Annotated in this window: 16 protein-coding genes; 12 read left to right on the forward strand and 4 right to left on the reverse strand. The window is 47.2% G+C overall.

Going from position 1 to position 20,415, the window contains the following annotated elements; genetic code table 11:
- Positions 1-54 precede the first annotated feature (54 nt).
- From ACXAFQ_RS13020 to mobA, 8 genes are all read left to right on the forward strand, one after another.
- The gene (locus tag ACXAFQ_RS13020; protein ID WP_474822889.1) at positions 55-651 is read left to right on the forward strand and encodes a hypothetical protein; all 597 of its coding nucleotides are present in this window, start codon (positions 55-57) and stop codon (positions 649-651) included.
- A gap of 276 nt (positions 652-927) precedes the next feature.
- Positions 928-2,394, forward strand: a complete 1,467-nt coding sequence (locus tag ACXAFQ_RS13025; protein ID WP_474822893.1) for a NarK family nitrate/nitrite MFS transporter — start codon at positions 928-930, stop codon at positions 2,392-2,394.
- 29 nt (positions 2,395-2,423) lie between these two features.
- Positions 2,424-4,145: a bifunctional protein-serine/threonine kinase/phosphatase gene (locus ACXAFQ_RS13030; RefSeq protein ID WP_474822897.1), complete on the forward strand. Its 1,722-nt coding sequence runs from the start codon at positions 2,424-2,426 to the stop codon at positions 4,143-4,145.
- Between the two features lie 441 nt (positions 4,146-4,586).
- The gene (locus tag ACXAFQ_RS13035; RefSeq protein WP_474823642.1) at positions 4,587-5,903 is read left to right on the forward strand and encodes a CmpA/NrtA family ABC transporter substrate-binding protein; all 1,317 of its coding nucleotides are present in this window, start codon (positions 4,587-4,589) and stop codon (positions 5,901-5,903) included.
- A 21-nt stretch (positions 5,904-5,924) separates the two neighbouring features.
- Complete coding sequence (locus ACXAFQ_RS13040; RefSeq protein ID WP_070123799.1) at positions 5,925-6,914, forward strand: ABC transporter permease; 990 nt, start codon at positions 5,925-5,927, stop codon at positions 6,912-6,914.
- A 16-nt stretch (positions 6,915-6,930) separates the two neighbouring features.
- On the forward strand, positions 6,931-7,782 hold the full coding sequence (locus ACXAFQ_RS13045; protein ID WP_474822904.1) for an ABC transporter ATP-binding protein: 852 nt from the start codon (positions 6,931-6,933) through the stop codon (positions 7,780-7,782).
- Between the two features lie 88 nt (positions 7,783-7,870).
- Positions 7,871-9,073, forward strand: coding sequence for an alginate export family protein (locus ACXAFQ_RS13050; protein ID WP_474822906.1), 1,203 nt, complete (start codon positions 7,871-7,873; stop codon positions 9,071-9,073).
- Positions 9,052-9,627: a molybdenum cofactor guanylyltransferase gene (mobA, locus tag ACXAFQ_RS13055; RefSeq protein ID WP_474822908.1), complete on the forward strand. Its 576-nt coding sequence runs from the start codon at positions 9,052-9,054 to the stop codon at positions 9,625-9,627. Before ACXAFQ_RS13050 ends, mobA begins: the two co-directional genes overlap by 22 nt.
- Positions 9,628-9,641: 14 nt before the next feature.
- Here mobA and ACXAFQ_RS13060 read toward each other — a convergent pair whose 3' ends face one another.
- The 4 genes from ACXAFQ_RS13060 to ccoG all read right to left on the reverse strand — a co-directional run bounded on the left by ACXAFQ_RS13060 (position 9,642) and on the right by ccoG (position 13,466).
- On the reverse strand, positions 9,642-10,232 hold the full coding sequence (locus ACXAFQ_RS13060) for an HD domain-containing protein (RefSeq protein WP_474822913.1): 591 nt from the start codon (positions 10,230-10,232) through the stop codon (positions 9,642-9,644).
- A gap of 71 nt (positions 10,233-10,303) precedes the next feature.
- A complete protein-coding gene (locus ACXAFQ_RS13065) occupies positions 10,304-10,933 on the reverse strand; it encodes a thiol:disulfide interchange protein DsbA/DsbL (protein WP_474822917.1) in 630 nt (209 codons plus the stop codon).
- A gap of 120 nt (positions 10,934-11,053) precedes the next feature.
- Entirely contained in the window at positions 11,054-12,061 is a 1,008-nt protein-coding gene (locus tag ACXAFQ_RS13070; protein ID WP_474822919.1) for a serine/threonine protein kinase, read from the reverse strand.
- Positions 12,033-13,466, reverse strand: coding sequence for a cytochrome c oxidase accessory protein CcoG (ccoG, locus tag ACXAFQ_RS13075; protein WP_474822922.1), 1,434 nt, complete (start codon positions 13,464-13,466; stop codon positions 12,033-12,035). The genes ACXAFQ_RS13070 and ccoG overlap by 29 nt, the downstream gene beginning before the upstream one ends.
- A 224-nt stretch (positions 13,467-13,690) precedes the next feature.
- Here ccoG and ACXAFQ_RS13080 point away from each other — a divergent pair, with 224 nt between their 5' ends.
- The 4 genes from ACXAFQ_RS13080 (at position 13,691) to ACXAFQ_RS13095 (ending at position 20,359) form a co-directional block, all read left to right on the forward strand.
- Positions 13,691-14,095 carry a hypothetical protein gene (locus ACXAFQ_RS13080; protein ID WP_474822925.1) on the forward strand — a complete coding sequence of 135 codons (405 nt, stop codon included), beginning with the start codon at positions 13,691-13,693 and terminating at the stop codon, positions 14,093-14,095.
- 141 nt (positions 14,096-14,236) lie between these two features.
- Positions 14,237-14,797: a DUF3299 domain-containing protein gene (locus tag ACXAFQ_RS13085; protein ID WP_474822929.1), complete on the forward strand. Its 561-nt coding sequence runs from the start codon at positions 14,237-14,239 to the stop codon at positions 14,795-14,797.
- Between the two features lie 259 nt (positions 14,798-15,056).
- Positions 15,057-15,587, forward strand: coding sequence for a DUF3016 domain-containing protein (locus ACXAFQ_RS13090; protein ID WP_474822931.1), 531 nt, complete (start codon positions 15,057-15,059; stop codon positions 15,585-15,587).
- A 248-nt stretch (positions 15,588-15,835) separates the two neighbouring features.
- A complete protein-coding gene (locus ACXAFQ_RS13095) occupies positions 15,836-20,359 on the forward strand; it encodes an ExeM/NucH family extracellular endonuclease (RefSeq protein WP_474822935.1) in 4,524 nt (1,507 codons plus the stop codon).
- The last annotated feature ends 56 nt before the right edge of the window (positions 20,360-20,415 follow it).

Raw genomic sequence — 20,415 nt, forward strand, 5'->3', positions numbered from 1 at the left:
GTATTGGGCAAATTCAGCGGAGAATAGCCAACTCATTTTTTACAGGATTATTCGATGACCCTTGTGATGCTGCACGGTAGTGTAAGCGCTGAACGAATCAGCAATGCATCTTCATTCACCGCAAATCAGTTCAAGCAATTCCTCAAACAGAAAAAAATGTTTTACAGTAAAAAACGCGTTAGCACATTACTCCTACATCATTATCGTTTCCTAATGTCTCTGTCATCGATATCGGTATACGGCCGTCCCGATACAGATATATTGTCCTGGGGCAGTGGCGGCAACGGGCTGCCCGTTATGCATTGTTTGCGAGCAGATATTCAGGATCTATCTGGTTGCTGCCCTTGGGTGGGTGAATGCGGTAACCAAAAATGCTCTGAAATCGTCTGTTTGGGGAAATTGCTGGCCAGTCAAACTATCTGCGAAATCTATGAAGTTGAGCAAAGACGCTTACATAACTACATCGGCCCGGTAATGAACAAGAGCAGCCGTTTTTTCTACCTGCTGCAGCGATACTGTGACTATCAAAAGTCGCTACTTTTTTCGCGGGTCAATGCACTAGTACTCTCTGGCAAGGATGAAGGACGCATTGCCCACACCTGCATTCTAACCATTAAAGGCTATCAATCAGATTTGCTGGGCATGCTCTAAGTTTGCAAACCAATCTGCACTAAAAAGGTGAGGTTGCACTCATTTAGAACCTCTTTTTCCAGGATGCGCGCAAGTTTTTTCAGTAAGGTTATGATTAAATGTGATTTTTTGTCTTGGCAAAGGATTTGCTTTTATCCTGGCATAAGAGTGAAGCCTCGGCCCACTGTATAATAATAAATTATATTGTCAGTGATATTTCACTGACCACCGGTAATGAAGCCCATAACTGTCCCTTGAGGATAGCTGTGGGTTTTTTTTTGTCTCAGGAAAACGCATATGTCAGCCGAAAAATTCAATCTGTTTTCGTTCACAGGAAAAATGAAGATACTTCATCTTTCCTGGATGGTGTTCTTTATTACCTTCCTCGTGTGGTTCAATATGGCACCGCTCAAGGAGGTCATCGTCAATGATCTGGGCATGAGTATTCAGGAGTGGAAAACACTGTTGATCCTCAACGTTGCGCTCACGATCCCCGCCCGAGTGGTTATCGGTGCGTTAACTGATAAATTCGGCCCAAGAAAAGTCTATTCAGCCCTGCTGCTTATTTCTTCTGTTCCCTGTTTTGCTTTCGCCCTGGCGGATAACTTTACCCAAATGGCATTAGCCCGTTTTGCACTTGGCTTTATTGGTGCAGGCTTTGTTATTGGTATTCGTATGGTGAGTGAATGGTTCCCACCAAAAGAGTTGGGTACTGCTGAAGGTATTTATGGCGGATGGGGTAACTTTGGTTCAGCGGCAGCGGCATTCACCTTACCCACCCTGGCATTACTTTTTGGTGGTGAAGATGGCTGGCGATATGCCATAGGCATTACCGGTGCATTGTGTATTCTGTTTTCTGTTATTTACTACAAAAACGTTTCTGATACGCCAAAAGGTTCAACCTACTTCCGTCCGAAAAACCTGGGCGGTATGGAAGTGACCTCTAAAGGCGACTTCTTCTTCCTGTTGGTGATGAAGCTGCCTATGTATTTAATATTGGCATTGCTGGCGTATAAACTGTCTCCAAGTGGTTTGCCACTGCTTAGTTACACCGCATGCAATCTCATCTATGCTGGATTAACTGCGCTTTACCTGTTCGATGCTTACTCGACATTTAAAGTGAATAAGCCGGTGTTTGAAAAGCCAGTGCCTGAAGCACACCGCTACGAATTCAAGCAGGTGGCAGTATTGAATATTCTTTATTTTGCAACCTTTGGCTCTGAACTGGCCGTCGTTTCCATGCTACCAGCATTTTTTGCTGAAACCTTTGAGTTGAGCATGGCTGTTGCTGGTTTGCTGGCAGGGCTTTATGCCTTTATGAACCTGATGTCTCGTCCTGGTGGTGGCTTAATTTCAGATAAGTTTGGGCGTAAGAAAACGCTTTTGATTCTTACTGCGGGTCTGGCGCTAGGCTATTTCTCACTGAGCCTGATTGATGCATCGTGGCCCATCTGGCTGGCGGTTCTGGCGGTAATGGCTTGCTCGTTCTTCGTTCAGTCAGGAGAAGGTGCGGTGTTTGCGGTTGTGCCACTGATTAAACGTCGTCTTACTGGCCAAATTGCCGGTATGACAGGTGCCTACGGGAACGTAGGTGCGGTAACGTATCTAACAGTTTATGCCATGGTCGATACATCTACATTCTTTCTGGTGATCAGCGGAACCGCCGTGCTTGGTTTTGTCGCATTATTATTTATGAAAGAGCCGAGCGGTACCATTACGGAAGTAAAAGAAGACGGCACCGTTGAACTGATTGAGGTATCCTGATTTAACAGTAAATTAAACGGAATCAGTGCGTGTCGGGTTCAGTGCTTAAAGTCGCGATGGGCGGTCATAGTACCGCCGGAATAAAAGACGAAAATCAGGACGCGTTCGCCGCCTGGCATGGCACCGACGCTGAACTGACTAACAAAGGGGTAACTGCCGTTATTGCGGATGGCGTTTCAGCCTGTTCCCGGGCAAAAGAAGCGTCGCAAATGGCGGTTACCAGCTTTATCAGCGACTATCGGCAAACACCTGTCAGCTGGACAGTAAAAAAAGCCGCAGGCCAAATTCTTACCAGTCTTAATCGCTGGTGCCACAGCCAGGTAGATTATTCTGTTGGCTCGGGCAGTCAGTGTGTCACTACCTTCACGGGTCTTATCTTTAAATCTGCAACCGCATTTGTCTTTCACGCCGGTGATAGTCGGCTCTATCGGTGCGACGCAGGCAATCTTGAGCAAATTACGAAAGATCATACCCTGGGGGGCAACAAAGGCGGATCGCTCATCCGGGCATTGGGTATAGATTCGCGGTTAGAAATTGACTACCAGTCTCTTGAGTTGCGCGCTGGTGATGTGTTCCTGTTGAGTACCGACGGATTACACGGGTTTATCACTGCGGCGGAATTCAAAGAGATATTAAAAGATGCTGATGAAAGTAATCTTGAGCAAAAAGCGGAAGCGCTAACTCGACGGGCCATAGAAAATGGCAGTGACGACAATGTGAGTTGTCTGCTGTTGAAAGTGGTGGCTATTCCCAAACTCAACCTTGAAGAAGCCTGTAAAAAAATTTATTCCCTTGCCATTCCTCCTGCCTTGGAGGATGGCATGAAGCTAGAGGGTTATCGTGTTGTCGAAATGCTGTTTAATGGCACCCGCAGTAGCTTATATAAAGTTGTTGAAGAGGCCACAGGGCAGTTGCGTTGTTTGAAAACGCCATCGTCTTATTTTTCTGACGATCCGGTTTATCTCGATGGCTTTCTTCGAGAAGAGTGGGTGGGCAGTACGTTAAATCACCCGCATATCATGAAAATAGTGCCCCGTCCGGCATCAGCAAAATTTATGTATCACATCTGTGAGTATGTGGAAGGGGCTACGTTACGACAGTGGATTATCGACAATCCAGAGCCCTCATTTGACAAGGTGCGAAGACTTATCCTGCAAATGATAAAGGCGCTTCGGGCAATGCAGCGGCAACAAATGGTGCATCGGGATATTAAACCTGAAAATGTCATGCTGACAGACGCAGGCGAAATTAAACTCATTGATTTTGGGACGGTGCTGGTTGCTGCTCACAAAGAAGTCGGGCTGCAATTGCAGGAGGGTACGCCGTTGGGATCGGTGAACTATATTGCACCTGAATACCTAATCCATAATGAAGCAGATTTCCGCAGCGACCTGTTCTCCACCGCAGTAGTGTGCTACGAATTACTTACCGGGAAACTTCCCTACAGTGAAATGAACAGTGATAGTGCAATACCAGTTAACTACCACGCCTGGGAATATGTGCCGCTGAGCCGGTATCGTTCTGATCTCCCCATCTGGCTCGACGAGTGCCTTAAAAAAGCATTACGACCCAACCCCGCCTACCGTTATGAAGCGTTTTCTGAATTTGAAAGCGATTTGCAAACCCCCGGTGTTTTATTAACTCGCCAAACTAAACAAAAACCCTTGATTGAGCGAAATCCTGTCTTGGTTTGGCAGGGAATAAGCGTGATCTTGATGGCTTTACTCGTTCTTTCCTTGTTTCGTCATTAATTGCGCTAAAAGTCGCGAAAAGGGTGTATTGTGTCGCTAAAGTGCAGTGATGAACCGTATCTGTGCATTTTCGATGCACCCTGTATGGATGATTTGAACGTTATTTGTGCATAAATGCACTACTTTGCTCCAAAAATCGAAAGGACTATCCTCAGTGGTTTTCTAAGTTGTTGATTTTAAGTGTTTTAAAAAATTGGCATCGTTGATGCTAGCTAGATTTTGTCTGAGAGAGACACACAATTAATTAAATGAAATAGCAACGTAGCTGTTTCGAAAGGCAACGAAGCCCACCGCGATTCATCAGCAGATGAATCGCGGTGGGCTTTTTTTTTGGCTGTAAGGAACCCGAAAATGAATCAGTATGAGAAGTTTGATGGAGTGAAGAAAAAGCTGAAAGGTATCGTGAGTGCATTAGCGCTGGCGGTTTCAGTTTCTGGTGTGATGAGTGCTGGAGTGCAGGCAGCTGAAGAAATTGACTGGCCCGAAAAAGAAGAACTGAAATTTGGTTTTATTAAGCTTACCGACATGGCACCCCTTGCCATTGCATACGAAAAAGGCTTTTTCGAAGACGAAGGTCTGTATGTCACTTTGGAAGCACAAGCAAACTGGAAGGTATTGCTCGACCGTGTAATTGACGGTCAGTTGGATGGCGCACACATGCTGGCAGGCCAACCATTAGGTGCAACGATCGGTTTTGGTACTGAAGCACACATCATTACCGCTTTCAGCATGGACTTAAACGGTAACGGTATTACCGTTTCTAATGACATCTGGAAAGAAATGGAAAAGCACATTCCGGTTGAAGATGGTCAGCCTGTGCACCCAATCAAAGCCGACTACCTGAAGCCTGTTGTCGACAGCTACCGTGAAGCCGGTAAGCCGTTCAACATGGGTATGGTATTCCCGGTTTCTACCCACAACTACGAACTGCGCTACTGGTTAGCCGCGGGTGGTATTCACCCTGGTTATTACGCACCACATAAAGGTGACACGTCAGGTCAAATCGACGCAGAAGCTCTGCTGTCGGTTACTCCGCCACCGCAAATGCCTGCCACCATGGAAGCGGGCACAATCTATGGCTACTGCGTAGGTGAGCCATGGAACCAACAAGCGGTATTCAAAGGTATCGGCGTACCTGTTATCACTGACTATGAAATCTGGAAAAACAACCCAGAAAAAGTATTCGGTGTAAGCAATGTGTGGGCTGAAAAATATCCGAACACGCACCTTCGTGTTGTAAAAGCGATGATTCGTGCAGCGATGTGGCTGGATGAAAACAACAACGCGAACCGTCCTGAAGCAGTAAAAATTCTGTCTAAACCTTCTTATGTGGGTGCAGATGAAGCCGTACTGGCGAACTCTATGACGGGTACATTCGAATACGAAAAGGGCGACAAGCGTGACGTACCTGACTTCAACGTATTCTTCCGTTACAACGCAACCTATCCGTACTACAGCGATGCCATCTGGTATTTAACGCAAATGCGTCGTTGGGGGCAGATTTCAGAATCTAAGCCTGACAGCTGGTACATGGATATGGCGAAGAAAGTATATCGCCCTGATATCTACGCGGTTGCAGCGAAAGCACTGATTGCTGAAGGTAAAGCGAAAGCGGCTGATTTCCCTGATTTCGATTCTGAATCAGGTTTCAAACCGCCACAGAGCGAATTTATCGACGGCGTAACTTACGACGGTACCAAGCCTAACGCTTACCTTGAAAGCTTTGGTATTGGTCTGAAAGGCGACACTGTGCTTTAAGCACAGACAGGAGATACGAAAATGAGTAAGTCAGCGTCTATTGTCACATTCATCGGCTCTAAGGAAAGCAGCATGGGTAAAACGTTACTTTCACACTTACAGGCATTGTTGTTGCCGGTAATTGGTTTACTGCTTTTCCTGGCTGTCTGGAATGGTGTGGCTAAAACCATTGATACGTCACTCGGGCAGTTTCCCGGTCCGGCGCAAGTTTGGGAACAGACGCTGACACTCGTTAGCGAACATAGTGCTCAGCGTGAAAAAGCCGATGCGTTCTACGCCCGACAGGAAGAGCGCAATGCCGCAAGGGTCGCCAAAGACCCAACTTACGAGCCAAAAATTCGTGAGTTTACCGGTGCGCCAACCTTTTTTGACCAAATCTGGACCAGCCTATACACCGTTATGATTGGTTTCTTGATTGCGTCACTAATTGCGGTACCGGTTGGTATTGTGTGCGGCCTGAGCAAATCTGCTTATACCGCTATTAATCCACTTATTCAGCTATTTAAACCTGTTTCTCCCTTGGCCTGGCTACCACTGGTAACCATGGTGGTCAGTGCCCTATATGTTTCAGATGATCCAATGTTCTCGAAGTCCTTTGTGACTTCTGCATTTACCGTATCGCTGTGCTGTTTGTGGCCAACACTGATTAATACCGCTGTTGGGGTATCAAACATTGACAAAGATCTGGTGAACGTGAGTCGCGTTCTGCGCCTCAAGCCCCTTACTCACCTGTCGAAAATTGTTTTGCCTGCATCGATCCCAATGATTTTTACCGGCTTACGTTTGTCGCTGGGTATTGGCTGGATGGTTCTGATTGCCGCAGAAATGTTGGCGCAGAACCCAGGTCTAGGGAAGTTTGTATGGGACGAGTTCCAGAACGGAAGCTCAGATTCATTGGCCCGAATTATGGTTGCTGTATTAACCATCGGTGCTATCGGTTTTGTACTGGACCGCATCATGCTGATGTTGCAACGCATGGTTAGCTGGGACAAAAACAGCGTATTACGCTAATTAAGAGGATATGAGCATGAACGCTAAACATCTCGAACTGACTCAGGTAGGAATCGACTTTCCTACACCTAAAGGCCCTTTTACCGCGTTACGCGACGTTAACCTGAATATCAAAAAAGGGGAGTTTATCTCGCTGATAGGTCACTCAGGTTGTGGTAAGTCGACGGTACTAAATATCGTGGCCGGCCTTCATCAGGCAACCACGGGTGGCGTTATTCTGGATAACGTAGAAGTGAAGGAACCGGGTCCGGAACGCGCCGTGGTGTTCCAAAACCATTCTTTGTTGCCATGGTTGTCGGTTTATAAAAATGTAGAGCTTGCTGTAAAGCAAACGCTGCGTGGCAAAAGTAAAGCCGAGATCAGAGAGTGGGTGATGCACAACCTGGAATTGGTGCACATGACTCACGCCATCGACAAGCTACCTTCAGAAATTTCTGGCGGTATGAAACAACGGGTCGGTATTGCTCGTGCGCTGGCGATGGAACCGAAAGTTCTACTAATGGACGAACCCTTCGGTGCACTGGATGCATTAACCCGTGCACATCTTCAAGACTCGTTAATGGAAATCCACGCCGATTTAGGCAATACCGTTATCATGATTACCCACGATGTAGATGAAGCCGTACTGCTTTCTGATCGCATTGTGATGATGACCAATGGTCCTGCCGCCACAGTAGGCGAAATACTTGAAGTGAATTTGCCTCGTCCCCGCGATCGTCTGGTGCTAGCTGACAATCCGGAATACAACCACTATCGCCATGAAGTGCTGACTTTCTTATATGAAAAACAGAAGAAAGTGGAGCCAGTGAGCGCAAGAAAATCAGGCACGGAAAAAGGCGCGTCATCAAGCAAGACTGACGCCGCTTAAAAAACAACACTTAAATAAAAATCAATGAGATAGCTCGGCCAATTGGATCGGGCGGGCTATCTCTGACTCAAAATCAGAGGAATACACAATGAAACCAACTGCATTTTTCAAAAAAACAGTCGTCGCAGTCGCACTCTCTGGTGCAATTTTCCCTGCGATGGCCGCCGACTGGTATGACGCAATGAAGCAATCTACAGCAACCGCTGATTTTCGTGTGCGTTATGAAGGTGTGGATCAAGACAACGCATTGAAAGATGCTAGTGCACTGACTCTGCGTACGCTGGTTGGTGTGACCACCGGTAGCTACAATGGCTTCTCGGTTACCGCGCAAATGGAAGATGTGCGTATTGCATTTGACCAAGGCGAATACTCTGTGCCGCCTACAGGTTTCAAACCAGGCGAATATTCAGTTGTTGCCGACCCTGAGACCACTGAATTACATCAAGGCTTTGTACAGTACAAAAATGAAAACCTGACCCTGAAAGCCGGTCGTCAAATTATCGCTCTTGATGGACACCGTTTTGTAGGTCACGTTGGCTGGCGTCAGGATTGGCAAACGTTTGATGCCGTTTCTGCAAAATACACCTCTGGTGACCTCACAGCATTTTATGGTTATGTTACTCAGCGTAACCGCATCTTTGCTGAAGCACAGGATCTAGACAGCAAAGATCACCTGGTTAACGTGTCCTATGTTAGCCCTATCGGTAAGTTCACGGGTTATGCTTACTTGCTGGAAGTTGATAACGATACCAACAACTCATTAGATACCTACGGTATCAGCTATGCAGGCAGCACTGAACTCGATAAATTCAAACTGATTTATAACGCTGAATTTGCTACCCAAAGTAATGACTCTGGCGCTGCCAGCTACGATGCCGACTATCTGATGTTGGAAGGTGGTGCCGTAGTATCTGGTTTCACCGGAAAGGTTACCTATGAAGTATTGGGTTCAGATGACGGCATGTACGGTTTCTCAACGCCGTTAGCAACGCTACACAAATTTAACGGTTGGAGTGACCAATTCCTGGCAACACCAGCGCAAGGTCTTGAAGATTTGTCATTCACCATCACTGGCCCGCTGTTTGGTGGTAAGGTATTGGCTGCCTACCATGAGTTTGATGCTGACGAAGCTACGGCAGAAATCAGTGATCTGGGTAGTGAACTTAATTTACAATATGTGACCAAGTTTGCAGAACATTTCTCACTCGGTGTTAAGTATGCGACCTACGATGCCGGTGACATTAAAGTGGATACAGATAAAGTATGGGTGTGGGTAGGCTTAAAATTCTAAACAATCAGACAACCGGGGTTATTCTCTGCGGTGGAAAGTCATCCAGAATGGGGCGGGATAAGTCCCGCTTGAAACTGGGGGGCAGCACGTTACTCGACGTCACGCGTCAGCGTCTTTCAATTGTCACAGACAACGTGTTCACTGCAGGCCGGGAAGATTGTGATTTTATCGATACCTACAAAGACAAAGGGCCTGCTATGGCCCTTTTCAGTTTGCTTGAACAAGCTGACGTTGAGGACGGGGCAAGGCTACTTTGCATGCCGGTAGATATGCCGCTGTGTTCTGTTGCCTGTTTACAAGCTGCCCTTGATGCCAGTAGCACTGCGAATTGTAGCGTGTATGCATTAGATGCAGTGATGCCATTAGTGTTGTTGTACTCGGAAGAAGGGTTTCGTCAGTTGCAGCAGCGCACAGCAGAAAACGCATCTTTATCGCTACGGGGCTTACTTCACTGTTTTAACGGCGAAGCGGTTGATTTACAGCGGTTCGGGAACGAACTTATGAATGTGAACGATCCCGACGACTGGGCAACAATTAACGAACTGACGAAATAAAAACGGGTAGCCGTTTACGCGGTCAGCCACCCCTTTGACACCGCCAAATCCAACTGTTCGTTCACATAGGCCCACAATTTAGGTGCACAATGCTCAAGATGGGCATTTCTGGCCAGAATTTTACTTTTCGCTACGTTGTGGCGAACCCAACTTCCACCTTCTGCTGCCATATTCTGGAACACCGGTAAAACCCGATCCATGGCTTTGGCAAATTTAGCATCTGCGGTTTCTGCCGCTTCGAACTCATGCCACAAAGCATGAAGATGTTTCCCCGGGGCGTCAGGCAGCAAGCCGAAAATGCGGTCTGCGGCAGCGAATTCTTTAGCTTCTTGCTCTGCATGGTCTGCCACTTCCGCAAAGGCAAATAGGTCACCGGCATCAATTTCCACCAGATCGTGGATCAGTATCATCTGCGTGACGCGCTGAATGTCTATCGCCTGCTCGGCATAAGGCGCTAACACGTTAGCCATTAACGCCACATGCCAGCTATGCTCTGCACTATTTTCCTGTCGATCGCCATCGCAAGGTAAACGTACCTGTCGCTTCACTGCCTTAAGTTGATCGAGTTCGCGGATGAAATTGGCAAAGGCCTGAATATCGCTCATTGCTATCTCCAAAAAATAAGCTCCAAATAAAAAACGCGCCATTCGGGCGCGTTTTTCAAATCATATTTGTGTTACTGCTGAGAAAGCCAAACAACCAAATCTCTAACGTCATCGAAAGTCATGCCTTGTACAAAGGTTGCCTTGTATTTACCGTTTACGATAAATGTTGGCGTACCGGTCACGTCTTTACGATATTGTTCCTGAATTTTCAGGTTTTTCTTCACCATATTGTCAACGGAGAAGTTAGATGTTTTCGCTAACTTATCGAACTCTTCCGGATCGACATCATTAACCACAAAGATGTTTTTCAGATCAGACATTCCACCTACTGTGGCACGTTGCTGATGAATGTAGTTAAAGATTGCACCGTTCAACTCATCTTCACGTTTTAGCACACGACCAATCATCATGGCGCGGGTGGCGTCATCCTGTACTGATTCGTCAGCACCAGGCATGAAGTTTACGTGGATCTTGGTAAACTTTACGTTTTCTGGCAGGGCTTTTTTGATTTCGGCTACCACTGGCTCGAAACGGAAGCAGTGACCGCACCAGAAGGAAGCGAACTCATAAACCGTAGGCTTTGACGTTGCCGGCTGGTCTAATACTTCGTAATGGGTTCCTTCTTTCCACTTAACGTCATCTGCGCAAGCCTGCAGAGGAAGCAGCAGGGCAGTCAACAGAAATAAAGCAATTTTTTTCATCGGTTAACAATCCATAATACAAAATCAAAAAAAGAGTACCACAGTGATCCCGTGTCGACTAGCGTTCACGACAAGATGTCGCAAACGCGAGTTAACAGCAAGTTTGGGCTTAAGTCTGGATTAATAACCCAGTTTTAGCGGAGGCTCGTGGAGCGCTGCCAATTGTTCTTTAAGCGCAAGGATCTGCCCTTCCCAGTATTTGTCTTCGGCAAACCAGGGAAACGCCCGCGGAAATGCCGGGTCTTCCCAGCGTTGAGACAACCAAGCCATATAATGCACCATACGCATGGCACGAAGCGGCTCAATCAGCGCAAGTTGGTTGTTGTCGAAGCTGTGGAATTCTTCGTAAGCTTCTACCAGCACATCCAATTGCAGCAGTTGTTGTTGCCTGTCACCACACAGCATCATCCACAAATCCTGGATGGCTGGCCCCATACGACAATCATCTAAGTCCACAAACATGGGACCGTCTCGCCAGAGAATGTTTCCTGGGTGACAGTCGCCATGAAGGCGAATAAGCTTGGTTGCGCCATACCGCTTTTGGGTTTCTTTAATCAGCGGGTCAAGAATAGCAAAAAAGGCGGTCTCTAAATGGCCAGGCAATAGTCGGCTTGTGGTGAGGATTTCCCGGGGTTTATCGAGAAAATTCTGCAGATTAAGTTCGGGCCGAAATTGGAAAGGTTTAGCCTGCGCGACGCGATGCATGCGGCCGATGAAGCGTCCCATCCACTCAAGCTGATCGAGGTTATCAACCTCAAACTGGCGTCCACCGGCAGACGGAAATACAGCAAAACGGAATCCGCATGCATGGTGCAGGGTTTTCCCGTCGACTTCCATCGGCGCCACCAGTGGAATATCGGCATCGGCGATTTCTTTGGCGAAACTGTGTTCTTCAAGGATTTGTTCATCGCTCCAGCGGCTGGGGCGATAGAATTTTACCACCAGGCGCTGACCGTCATCGGCCTTGAACTGGTAAACCCGGTTTTCATAGCTGTTCAGCGCCAGCAAGCCAGATTCTGGGTAAATCCGGCAGCTTTCAAGGGCGTCTAATACGGTGTCAGGGCTTAAGCCCGCAAAGGCAAAATCGCCTTGTTCTTTACTATCTGTAGAGGAATTTTGTTGGTTCATCGACTTCCACAACATTGCCCTCAGCATCTTCGGTCCGGACATGGAAATAAATGTCTGTCACCGCCTCGCTAAGGTTCTTCGGAGAGGTTTCCAGAGATAGTGGCATACTGAAGACTTCTCCGCCACCAACAGTTACTGTGGTATCGGCTAAAATATTGTAGCTAGCTAAACCTTTCACCTCGATAGTGTAGGTATGGGTGTCCTGAGATTTGTTCAGAATTTTGATGGTGTAGACGTTTTCTACATTGCCCCGGCCGTTTTCCCGAAACAGGGAGTTGCGATCACGTATCAGGTCGACTTCTAATGGTGAGCGAGTGAGAATATCTGCCATGAGCAGGCCAATCATCACTAACAGTACCACGAAATAGCCAATCAGTTTGGGCCGCACAATATTTGTATGGCCTCCTGTAAGACGCTCTTCAGAGGTAAAACTAATCAGCCCTTTGGGGTAGTTCATTTTCTCCATGACGCCATTGCAGGCATCTACGCAGGCACCGCAGTTGATACATTCATATTGTAACCCATTGCGAATATCGATACCGGTAGGGCATACCTGTACACACAGGTTGCAGTCGATACAATCACCGAGCGCTTTGTCTGCTAATTCTTCATGTTTCAGTTTACGGGGGCGAGGTCCACGTTTCTCCCCTCGATTGTAATCGTAAGAAACCGTAAAGGTATCTTTATCGAACATGGCAGACTGAAAGCGGGCGTAAGGACACATGTGAGTACACATAATTTCCCGCATCCAACCGGCATTCCCATAGGTACAACCTGCGAAGAACAGAATTGAAAATACCGCCCAGAAACTGGCATTGAAGGTAAAAAAGTCGATAAACAATGCACCAATCGGTGTGAAGTAGCCCACAAAGGTGAGGGCGGTGAGCAGGGCAACAGAAAGCCAGGCAATGTGCTTGAGTGATTTGCGCCAGAACTTATCGAAGTCGAGAGGGCGTTCATCCAGCTTAATGCGCTTGTTACGGGGCCCTTCGATTTTTTCTTCAAACCACACATACATATAAACCCAGGTGGTTTGCGGGCACATAAATCCACACCAAACCCGCCCGGCGAAAGTGGTGACAAAAAACAGCGCGAATGCACCAACAATAAAAATATAAGCCAGTAACGTGAGATCTTGCGGCCACAGCGTGAGACCAAAAATGGTAAAACGCTGGTTCATAATATCCAACAAGATAGCCTGATGCCCGTCGTATTGAATCCAGGGGATGAGCGCAAAAAGACCAACAAAAACAAAGCCAAATAAGCGGCGGAACGTCTCGATAGGGCCCTTAACGGCACGAACATAAATTTGGCTGCGAGCCGATGGGCGTTTTTTATTACTGCCACCGGGCGGCTGATGCACTTTTACCGGAGAGACGTTTTTGACCTGAATTTGTTCGCTCATGAAGGCAACCTTACTGACACAGGTGTCTGTTATTTGCTGCCAGTATAGCAAGAGTAAATAAGCCAGACTTAATACAGATCAAGAAAAAAAGCGCATAACAGTCTGTTCCGGCTTATTAAAAACAATATTCAGGTATAAAACTCAAACTATTTAATTAGCTTTCAGGCGGTTATATTCTCAACAGGTTATCAGGTTAAATATAAAGCCGTGTCTCTGCTGTCTGAATGAGATTGGCTTTGCGATTACAGGGTCAGGTTAATCAGATGTGGCGTGGTTTTTTGGTGATTTCAGAGATAGCAGTACTGATCTTTGTGCTCCGTTTGCCAATGGTTCAGTATATTTTTAAAGATGCTCAGGCTGAAGTGAGCAGTTGGTACGAATATGTCGCCACATGGCAGGAACGCAAAGAGTTGGAATCTTTGCTATCGGTAACGGCACCCATGCGGGAACAACTTCGTCCGTTCCAACAGGATTATGTCGATGAAATCCTGCAAAGTCGCGATAGCATCATTTCTTTTCATCACACCTATTGCGTAACCGACGACATTAACCCCTTTATTAGTGGTGGCGAGTTGAGGCATTTTTGCGCCGCCATCGCGAGTACGGAACTGCTGTCTCACTCGCTTTGAATACCCGTAATTTTCATACAACAATCTAAAATTCACTTTTCATTTTTTCGTTAATCTCCCACGTCGTCCGATGACTAGCATGGTCTATTTTTTCAATTTGAGGCAGGCTAAAAAACACTCATATTGAAGACGGTTTTAACAGTGTTCTTTGGTCACTCGCGTTTATTTTGTAGTGTGTTAATGATTTATGGTTTTCTGCTGGCTTACCCGGCTGCGGCAGACAATAAAGAACCCCGAATCTTAGAATGGGAGTATCTTGTACCTCCTGAAGAATTGTTAGTGTTAAAAAATATGCCTGATTCAGTGCGTCAAGTTCAAGATGGCTCTGAGGATGATAAAATCAGTAGTCGTATTCAATCGGGTATCGCTGCACCAACCAACGATTATGAACGAGCGTTAGTATCGACCAATGGCGTTAAAAAACTCGATGGTCAATCAATTCGTATTCCCGGGTTTATGGTTCCACTGGATTTCACAGAATCAGGAAAAATTGTTAGTTTCTTCTTAGTGCCCTATTTTGGCGCCTGCATGCATCTGCCGCCACCTCCTCCCAACCAAATCATCTATGCGGAATACAAGCAGGGAGTAGATTGGACTTTTGATGCTGTCTGGCTTTCAGGTACCTTGCATTTAGCCTTGACAGAGAATGAACTTGCGACAGCTGTTTATTCGATGTCTGATGTTAGCGTTGCTACTTTTTGATATGAGTGCAGTTTAAAATATCTACTATCGTTCAGTGTCTGTTCATTTGAGTGTGGTATAAATAGGTTGCTGTGAAAAATCGAAAGCGAAGTTAGTTGCCAGTATAGTAAACGTATTGCCCGTTGCTGACACAATGGAACAAATTGGCAGCGAGAGGCTCTAAGTGATGTACGGAGGTAGTTTTACGAAGCTGCTCGTAGTGTTTCGTAATGGTATCGGGCAACACTGTGTATTGGTATTTCAATTGAGGAGTCATAAAATGAATTCTGTTTGGAAAATAATACTGGTTTCTTTGGCTGCAGGGAGCTCCCTTGCATCTACTCAGTCCAGTGCCGCAACTGCGGAAATAGTCTGGCAGAATCCAGAAAAGTACGCAGATGTAAGGCCGACGAATGAAAGTCGGGTTAAGTTTCGTGAACGCACTTTCGAGGCCCTCGATAAGTACGTGGGGGAACTCGCTGAAAAGCTGCCTGAGAAAGAAAAATTATCAATGACCGTCACCAATCTGGATCTTGCGGGGCAGGTATGGCCAAGCAGTTTCGTATTTGGCAACGCTACAGGCAGTGACGTTCGCATCATCAAGCGTGTGGACATTCCCCGAATTTCGTTTTCTTATTCACTCACTGATGAGAGTGGAAAAGTATTAAAAAGTGCTGATGTGAAGTTAAAAGACATGAGCTTTCTTGATAATCCATCCACGTTCAGACAAAACGAATATCTGGGATATGAGAAAGCGATGCTGAAAGATTGGTTCGATGAAGAAATGGCCGATGCTCTCGCACAAAACTAACGTTTAGCAAACTGCTCGTTTACAAAAAACCTGACGTCGCTCAGGTTTTTTTATGCCCGCTCCTCGATAAAATTTACATATAAATTTAACCTAATATTCCTGCAGCCCTTACTACGCAAAACCTGTAGACCAGTTGGTCAAAATAATGTCAGTTTTGGTCAAAAAGTTGTCATTTCTCTGTAGTATTTTCTTTATACTCTTCAACTGCACTTTGGGACAGTTTCTAATAACAAGCAGGAGCAACAATAATGAAAGCACCTATCGTGCTTCCTTTGGTATTGGGGATTACAGCCTCAGTCTCTGCCAGTGGCAGTGACTTGCTGATATCTCAGTACGTCGAGGGAAGTAGTAGCAATAAAGCATTGGAACTCTACAATCCAACGACAGAAAGTGTGTCTCTCAGTGGTTATACCATTTCCGTATACAATAATGGTGGCTTGTCAGCCAGTTCCATTGTTGATTTAAGTGGTTCTATCGCGCCGGGCGGTACGTTAGTTATTGCGCAATCAGGCGCGGAAGATGCGTTGAAGGCCCTGGCCGATGAGTTGACAACTCAGAGTCTGTACAATGGTGATGATGCCATTATTCTCACCGATGACGCGGGCAACATACTCGACAGTATTGGTCAGCTCGGTGTCGATCCGGGTTCATCCTGGAGCGAAGGTGGCCTGTCTACCAAAGACCAAACCCTCATCCGTAATAGCTCAGTGACCACGGGCGATATCAACCCTAACGATGCCTATGGACTCGGCGAGTGGGTTGGCCTGCCTCAGAACGATTACACCGGTCTGGGCTCTCACGACTACGATGGTGGTGGTGATGGCGACGGTGGTGGCGATGGCGGCGGCGAAGATGAAGATCTCGGCGGCGTTTGTACCAATTGCCCTGATATCGATAAAGTGGCTGACGCCTCGACGTTTGATCCTGCTGTTTATTATGCTGCAGTGCAGTCTGAAATCGACGCCGGTTCTGATACCGCTATTATTCGTCAAATTCTCAGTGAAACGATCTCTGGTCAGCACGTACTGACGTACAGTGAAGTGTGGACTGCCTTAACGGAAACCGACGAAGATCCTGCGAATCCTGACAACATCCTGTTGATTTACTCAGGCAACTCTATTCCAAAGTCAGAAAATGGTTCGGGCAGCGATTCATCGCAGCCTGATTACTGGAACCGTGAGCATAGCTGGCCGAAAAGTCATGGCTTTAGCAGTTCAAGCGCGGAAGCTTATACTGATATTCAGCACCTACGCCCTTCTGATATCACGGTAAACAGCTCACGTGGCAATCTGGATTTTGATTATTCTGATGCGCCTCTGCCGGAAGCGCCTGCTAACCGCCGTGACAGCGATTCCTTCGAGCCTCGCGATGCGGTGAAAGGCGATATTGCCCGTCAAATGCTGTACATGGATATCCGCTACGAAGGCGCGGGTAGTGATGTTACACCAGACTTAACGCTGGTTAACCGCATCACCAGTTCTGGCGAACCTTCGCTGGGTAAACTGTGTACCTTGCTTGCGTGGAATGATGCTGACCCGGTTGATGTTGTTGAGACTAACCGTCAAAGTGCAATCTACGAATATCAGGGCAACCGCAACCCGTTTGTTGACCATCCTGAGTGGGTGAGCTTGTTCTACAGTGCTGACAGCTGTGATGCTGTAGATCCAGAACCAACGCCTGATCCCGAGCCAGAGCCGGAACCAGAACCGACTCCGGTACCAAGTGGATTCTCACCGCTCACACTGACAGGTGTTTTTGATGGCCCGTTGAGTGGCGGTACACCAAAAGGTATCGAACTGTTCGTTAATCAAAACATCGACGACTTAAGTACCTGTGGTGTGGGCAGTGCAAATAATGGTGGTGGCACTGACGGCGAAGAATTTACCTTCCCAGCAGTCTCTGCGGTTGCAGGCCAGTTTATTTACATCGCCAGCGAATCTGCAGGTTTCGAAGCTTTCTTCGGTTTTGCACCTGACTATACCAGTGGCGCAATGTCGATTAATGGTGACGACGCTATTGAAGTATTCTGTGACGGTGAAGTTGTTGATCTTTACGGCGACATCAACACCGATGGCACAGGTGAAGCCTGGGATCACTTAGACAGCTGGGCATACCGTATTGCCGGTGGTCCATCATCTACCTTTGATGTTGCCAACTGGGAAGTGGCCGGCACCAATGTGTTCGATGGCGAAACCAGCAATGCAACGGCAGCTGTACCGTTCCCAATTGGTACCTACGTTACTCCAGCTACAGAACTGTTCTTCTCTGAATACATTGAAGGTAGCTCTAACAACAAAGCGCTGGAAATTGTGAACCTCACATCTGCACCTGTTGATTTGAGTGCTTACGATGTTCAGATGTTCATTAATGGTCGCGACTACGCAGGTCAAACTTTCACATTAAGCGGCACATTAGCGCCGGGCGATGTGTATGTATTGGCAAACAGCGGCTCAGACAGTGCCATCCTTGCGGTTGCCGATCTCACCAGTGGCTCTTTAACCTTCAACGGCGACGACGCTATTGTGTTACGCAATAACGGTGAAATCGTTGATAGCTTTGGCCGTATTGGCGAAGACCCAGGTTCTTACTGGCAGGGCGGTGATGTTCGCACGCAAAACCGCACACTGGTGCGTAATGCTGCGATTACCGAAGGCGATACAGAAGCCTATGACGAATTCGATCCTAGCCTTGAGTGGGATGTTTACGACCAGGATACGTTCCAGTTCCTTGGCGCTTATGGCAGCTCAGACGGCGGTGGCGGTGACGACATCGGTGTTTGTGGCGACGAAGCAACCTTTATCAGTGAAGTACAGGGTTCAGGTGCTGAATCTCCATTGACTGGCCAAAGCGTGGTTATCGAAGCTATCGTTACTCATGTAACACCTGCACTGGAAGGTCTCTGGGTTCAGGAAGAAGCGGCGGATTCCGATGGTGATGACACCACATCTGAAGGTGTATTTATTGCAAGTACTTCGCTTATCGAAGTTGTTACCGAAGGTGACGTGATTCGTGTTGCAGGTAATGTGACTGAAGATTACGGTCGCACTCTTGTTGAAGCTACATCTGACGCACTGATTTGTGGCACTGGCGCAGTCACGCCGGTAGTGATTTCATTACCGATGGAAAGTGCTGACAGCTTTGAAAAATACGAAGGCATGGTGGTAACTAGCAGTGCAAACTGGACCATCAGCAACATCTATCCTTACAGCGATTTTGGCGAAGTGTGGGTGTCTACAGAACGTCTGTTCAATCCTACACAAATCCATTTGCCTGGTACTGAAGCATCAGCTGCACTGGCTGCAAGTAATGCTCTGGATGTATTAATCATCGACGACAACGCTGACGGTTATGCTTCTGAGTGGATGTTACCTGAGGGTGGCTTCAATCCGGACAATACCATTCGCTCTGGCGACCTGATCACAGGCGTAACGGGTGTGATGGATTACGGTTACTCCGCTTACCGTATTCGTCCTACGGAAGTGCCTTCACTGGTAGCAGAAAACTACCGTGAAAGTTCACCCGATGTGGAAGAAGGTAACTTGAAGGTTGCTAGCTTCAACGTACTGAACCTGTTTAATGGTGATGGTAACGGCGAAGGTTTCCCTACGGAGCGTGGTGCAGATTCACTGTCAGAATACGAGCGTCAGTTAGCGAAAATCGTTAACGCGCTGGTTGAGATCGACGCTGATGTACTGGGCCTGATGGAAATCGAAAACGATGGTTTTGGCCCGTTAAGCGCGGTTGCACAGCTTACCGAAGCCTTAAACGATGAGTTCGGTGAAGGCACGTATGCTTACGTTGATGCTGGTGGCGACCAACTGGGCACCGATGCAATTACCTCAGGTATTCTGTATCGTCCAGCCGTGGTAACACCTGTAGGTTCGCCAGCTATTCTGCTGGAAGCGAATAGTATCGTTGACGAAGAAGGTCCGTTGTTCGTGGATTACGGTAACCGGCCTTCACTGTCTCAACTGTTCACCCACATTGAGTCGGGTAAAACATTTGCTGTTGACGTAAACCACCTGAAGTCAAAAGGTTCAAGCTCAAGCTGTCAGGAAGATGGCGATTTAGAGCAAGGCTACTGTAATCGTAAGCGTACCCGGGCTGCGATTGCTATTACTGCGTTCTTAGAGCAAACCTATGGCGACACGGCGACTATTCTGCTGGGCGACTACAACGCTTACGCAAAAGAAGATCCTATTCAGGTATTGGCATCGGCGGGTTATGCAGATTCTGTTGCCGAAATGAAAGGTAATGCATCTTACAGCTACTCTTATGATGGCCTGGCAGGAACACTGGATTACATGCTGGTGAACCAAGCGGCTATGGACATGATGGTAGACGTAAACGAATGGCACATTAACAGTGATGAGCCTGAATTTTACGATTACAACGAAGAGTACAAGCCGGCTTCATTCCTGAATGAACTGGTATATCGCGCTTCTGACCACGATCCTGTGATTGGTACTTATCTGCTGGAAGCAGAAGAAGAGCCAGTAACCGGCGACTGGGATGGTGATGGCGATGTCGACCGTGATGATGTCACTGCACTGATGCGAGCCATTTTTGCCCGTCAGGAAATTGATATGTCATTCGACCTGAACAACGATGGCCGTGTAAATGCACGCGACATCGGTGCTATGCGTCGTATGTGTACCCGCAGAGGCTGTGCTACGGAAGATGCTACGCCATCAGGCCGTGGCCGCACCCTTACTTCCGCGGTTACGACTAAAGCGGCAGCGATATCAAGCTTGTTAAATCGCAACCGTTAATCTGGTCATAAAACTATGTTTAAAAGCGCTCGGTTAACGCCGGGCGCTTTTTTTGT

Source organism: Alteromonas sp. ABH2_165 (genome assembly GCF_056159945.1).

Excerpts from the sequence above, each read along its gene's own strand:
- ACXAFQ_RS13020 (WP_474822889.1), top strand. The coding sequence starts at position 55 with ATGACCCTTGTGATGCTGCACGGTAGTGTAAGCGCTGAACGAATCAGC.
- ACXAFQ_RS13025 (WP_474822893.1), top strand. The coding sequence starts at position 928 with ATGTCAGCCGAAAAATTCAATCTGTTTTCGTTCACAGGAAAAATGAAG.
- ACXAFQ_RS13035 (WP_474823642.1), top strand. The coding sequence starts at position 4,587 with ATGAGTGCTGGAGTGCAGGCAGCTGAAGAAATTGACTGGCCCGAAAAA.
- ACXAFQ_RS13040 (WP_070123799.1), top strand. The coding sequence starts at position 5,925 with ATGAGTAAGTCAGCGTCTATTGTCACATTCATCGGCTCTAAGGAAAGC.
- ACXAFQ_RS13045 (WP_474822904.1), top strand. The coding sequence starts at position 6,931 with ATGAACGCTAAACATCTCGAACTGACTCAGGTAGGAATCGACTTTCCT.
- ACXAFQ_RS13050 (WP_474822906.1), top strand. The coding sequence starts at position 7,871 with ATGAAACCAACTGCATTTTTCAAAAAAACAGTCGTCGCAGTCGCACTC.
- ACXAFQ_RS13060 (WP_474822913.1), bottom strand. The coding sequence starts at position 10,232 with ATGAGCGATATTCAGGCCTTTGCCAATTTCATCCGCGAACTCGATCAA.
- ACXAFQ_RS13065 (WP_474822917.1), bottom strand. The coding sequence starts at position 10,933 with ATGAAAAAAATTGCTTTATTTCTGTTGACTGCCCTGCTGCTTCCTCTG.
- ACXAFQ_RS13070 (WP_474822919.1), bottom strand. The coding sequence starts at position 12,061 with ATGAACCAACAAAATTCCTCTACAGATAGTAAAGAACAAGGCGATTTT.
- ccoG (WP_474822922.1), bottom strand. The coding sequence starts at position 13,466 with ATGAGCGAACAAATTCAGGTCAAAAACGTCTCTCCGGTAAAAGTGCAT.
- ACXAFQ_RS13080 (WP_474822925.1), top strand. The coding sequence starts at position 13,691 with ATGAGATTGGCTTTGCGATTACAGGGTCAGGTTAATCAGATGTGGCGT.
- ACXAFQ_RS13090 (WP_474822931.1), top strand. The coding sequence starts at position 15,057 with ATGAATTCTGTTTGGAAAATAATACTGGTTTCTTTGGCTGCAGGGAGC.
- ACXAFQ_RS13095 (WP_474822935.1), top strand. The coding sequence starts at position 15,836 with ATGAAAGCACCTATCGTGCTTCCTTTGGTATTGGGGATTACAGCCTCA.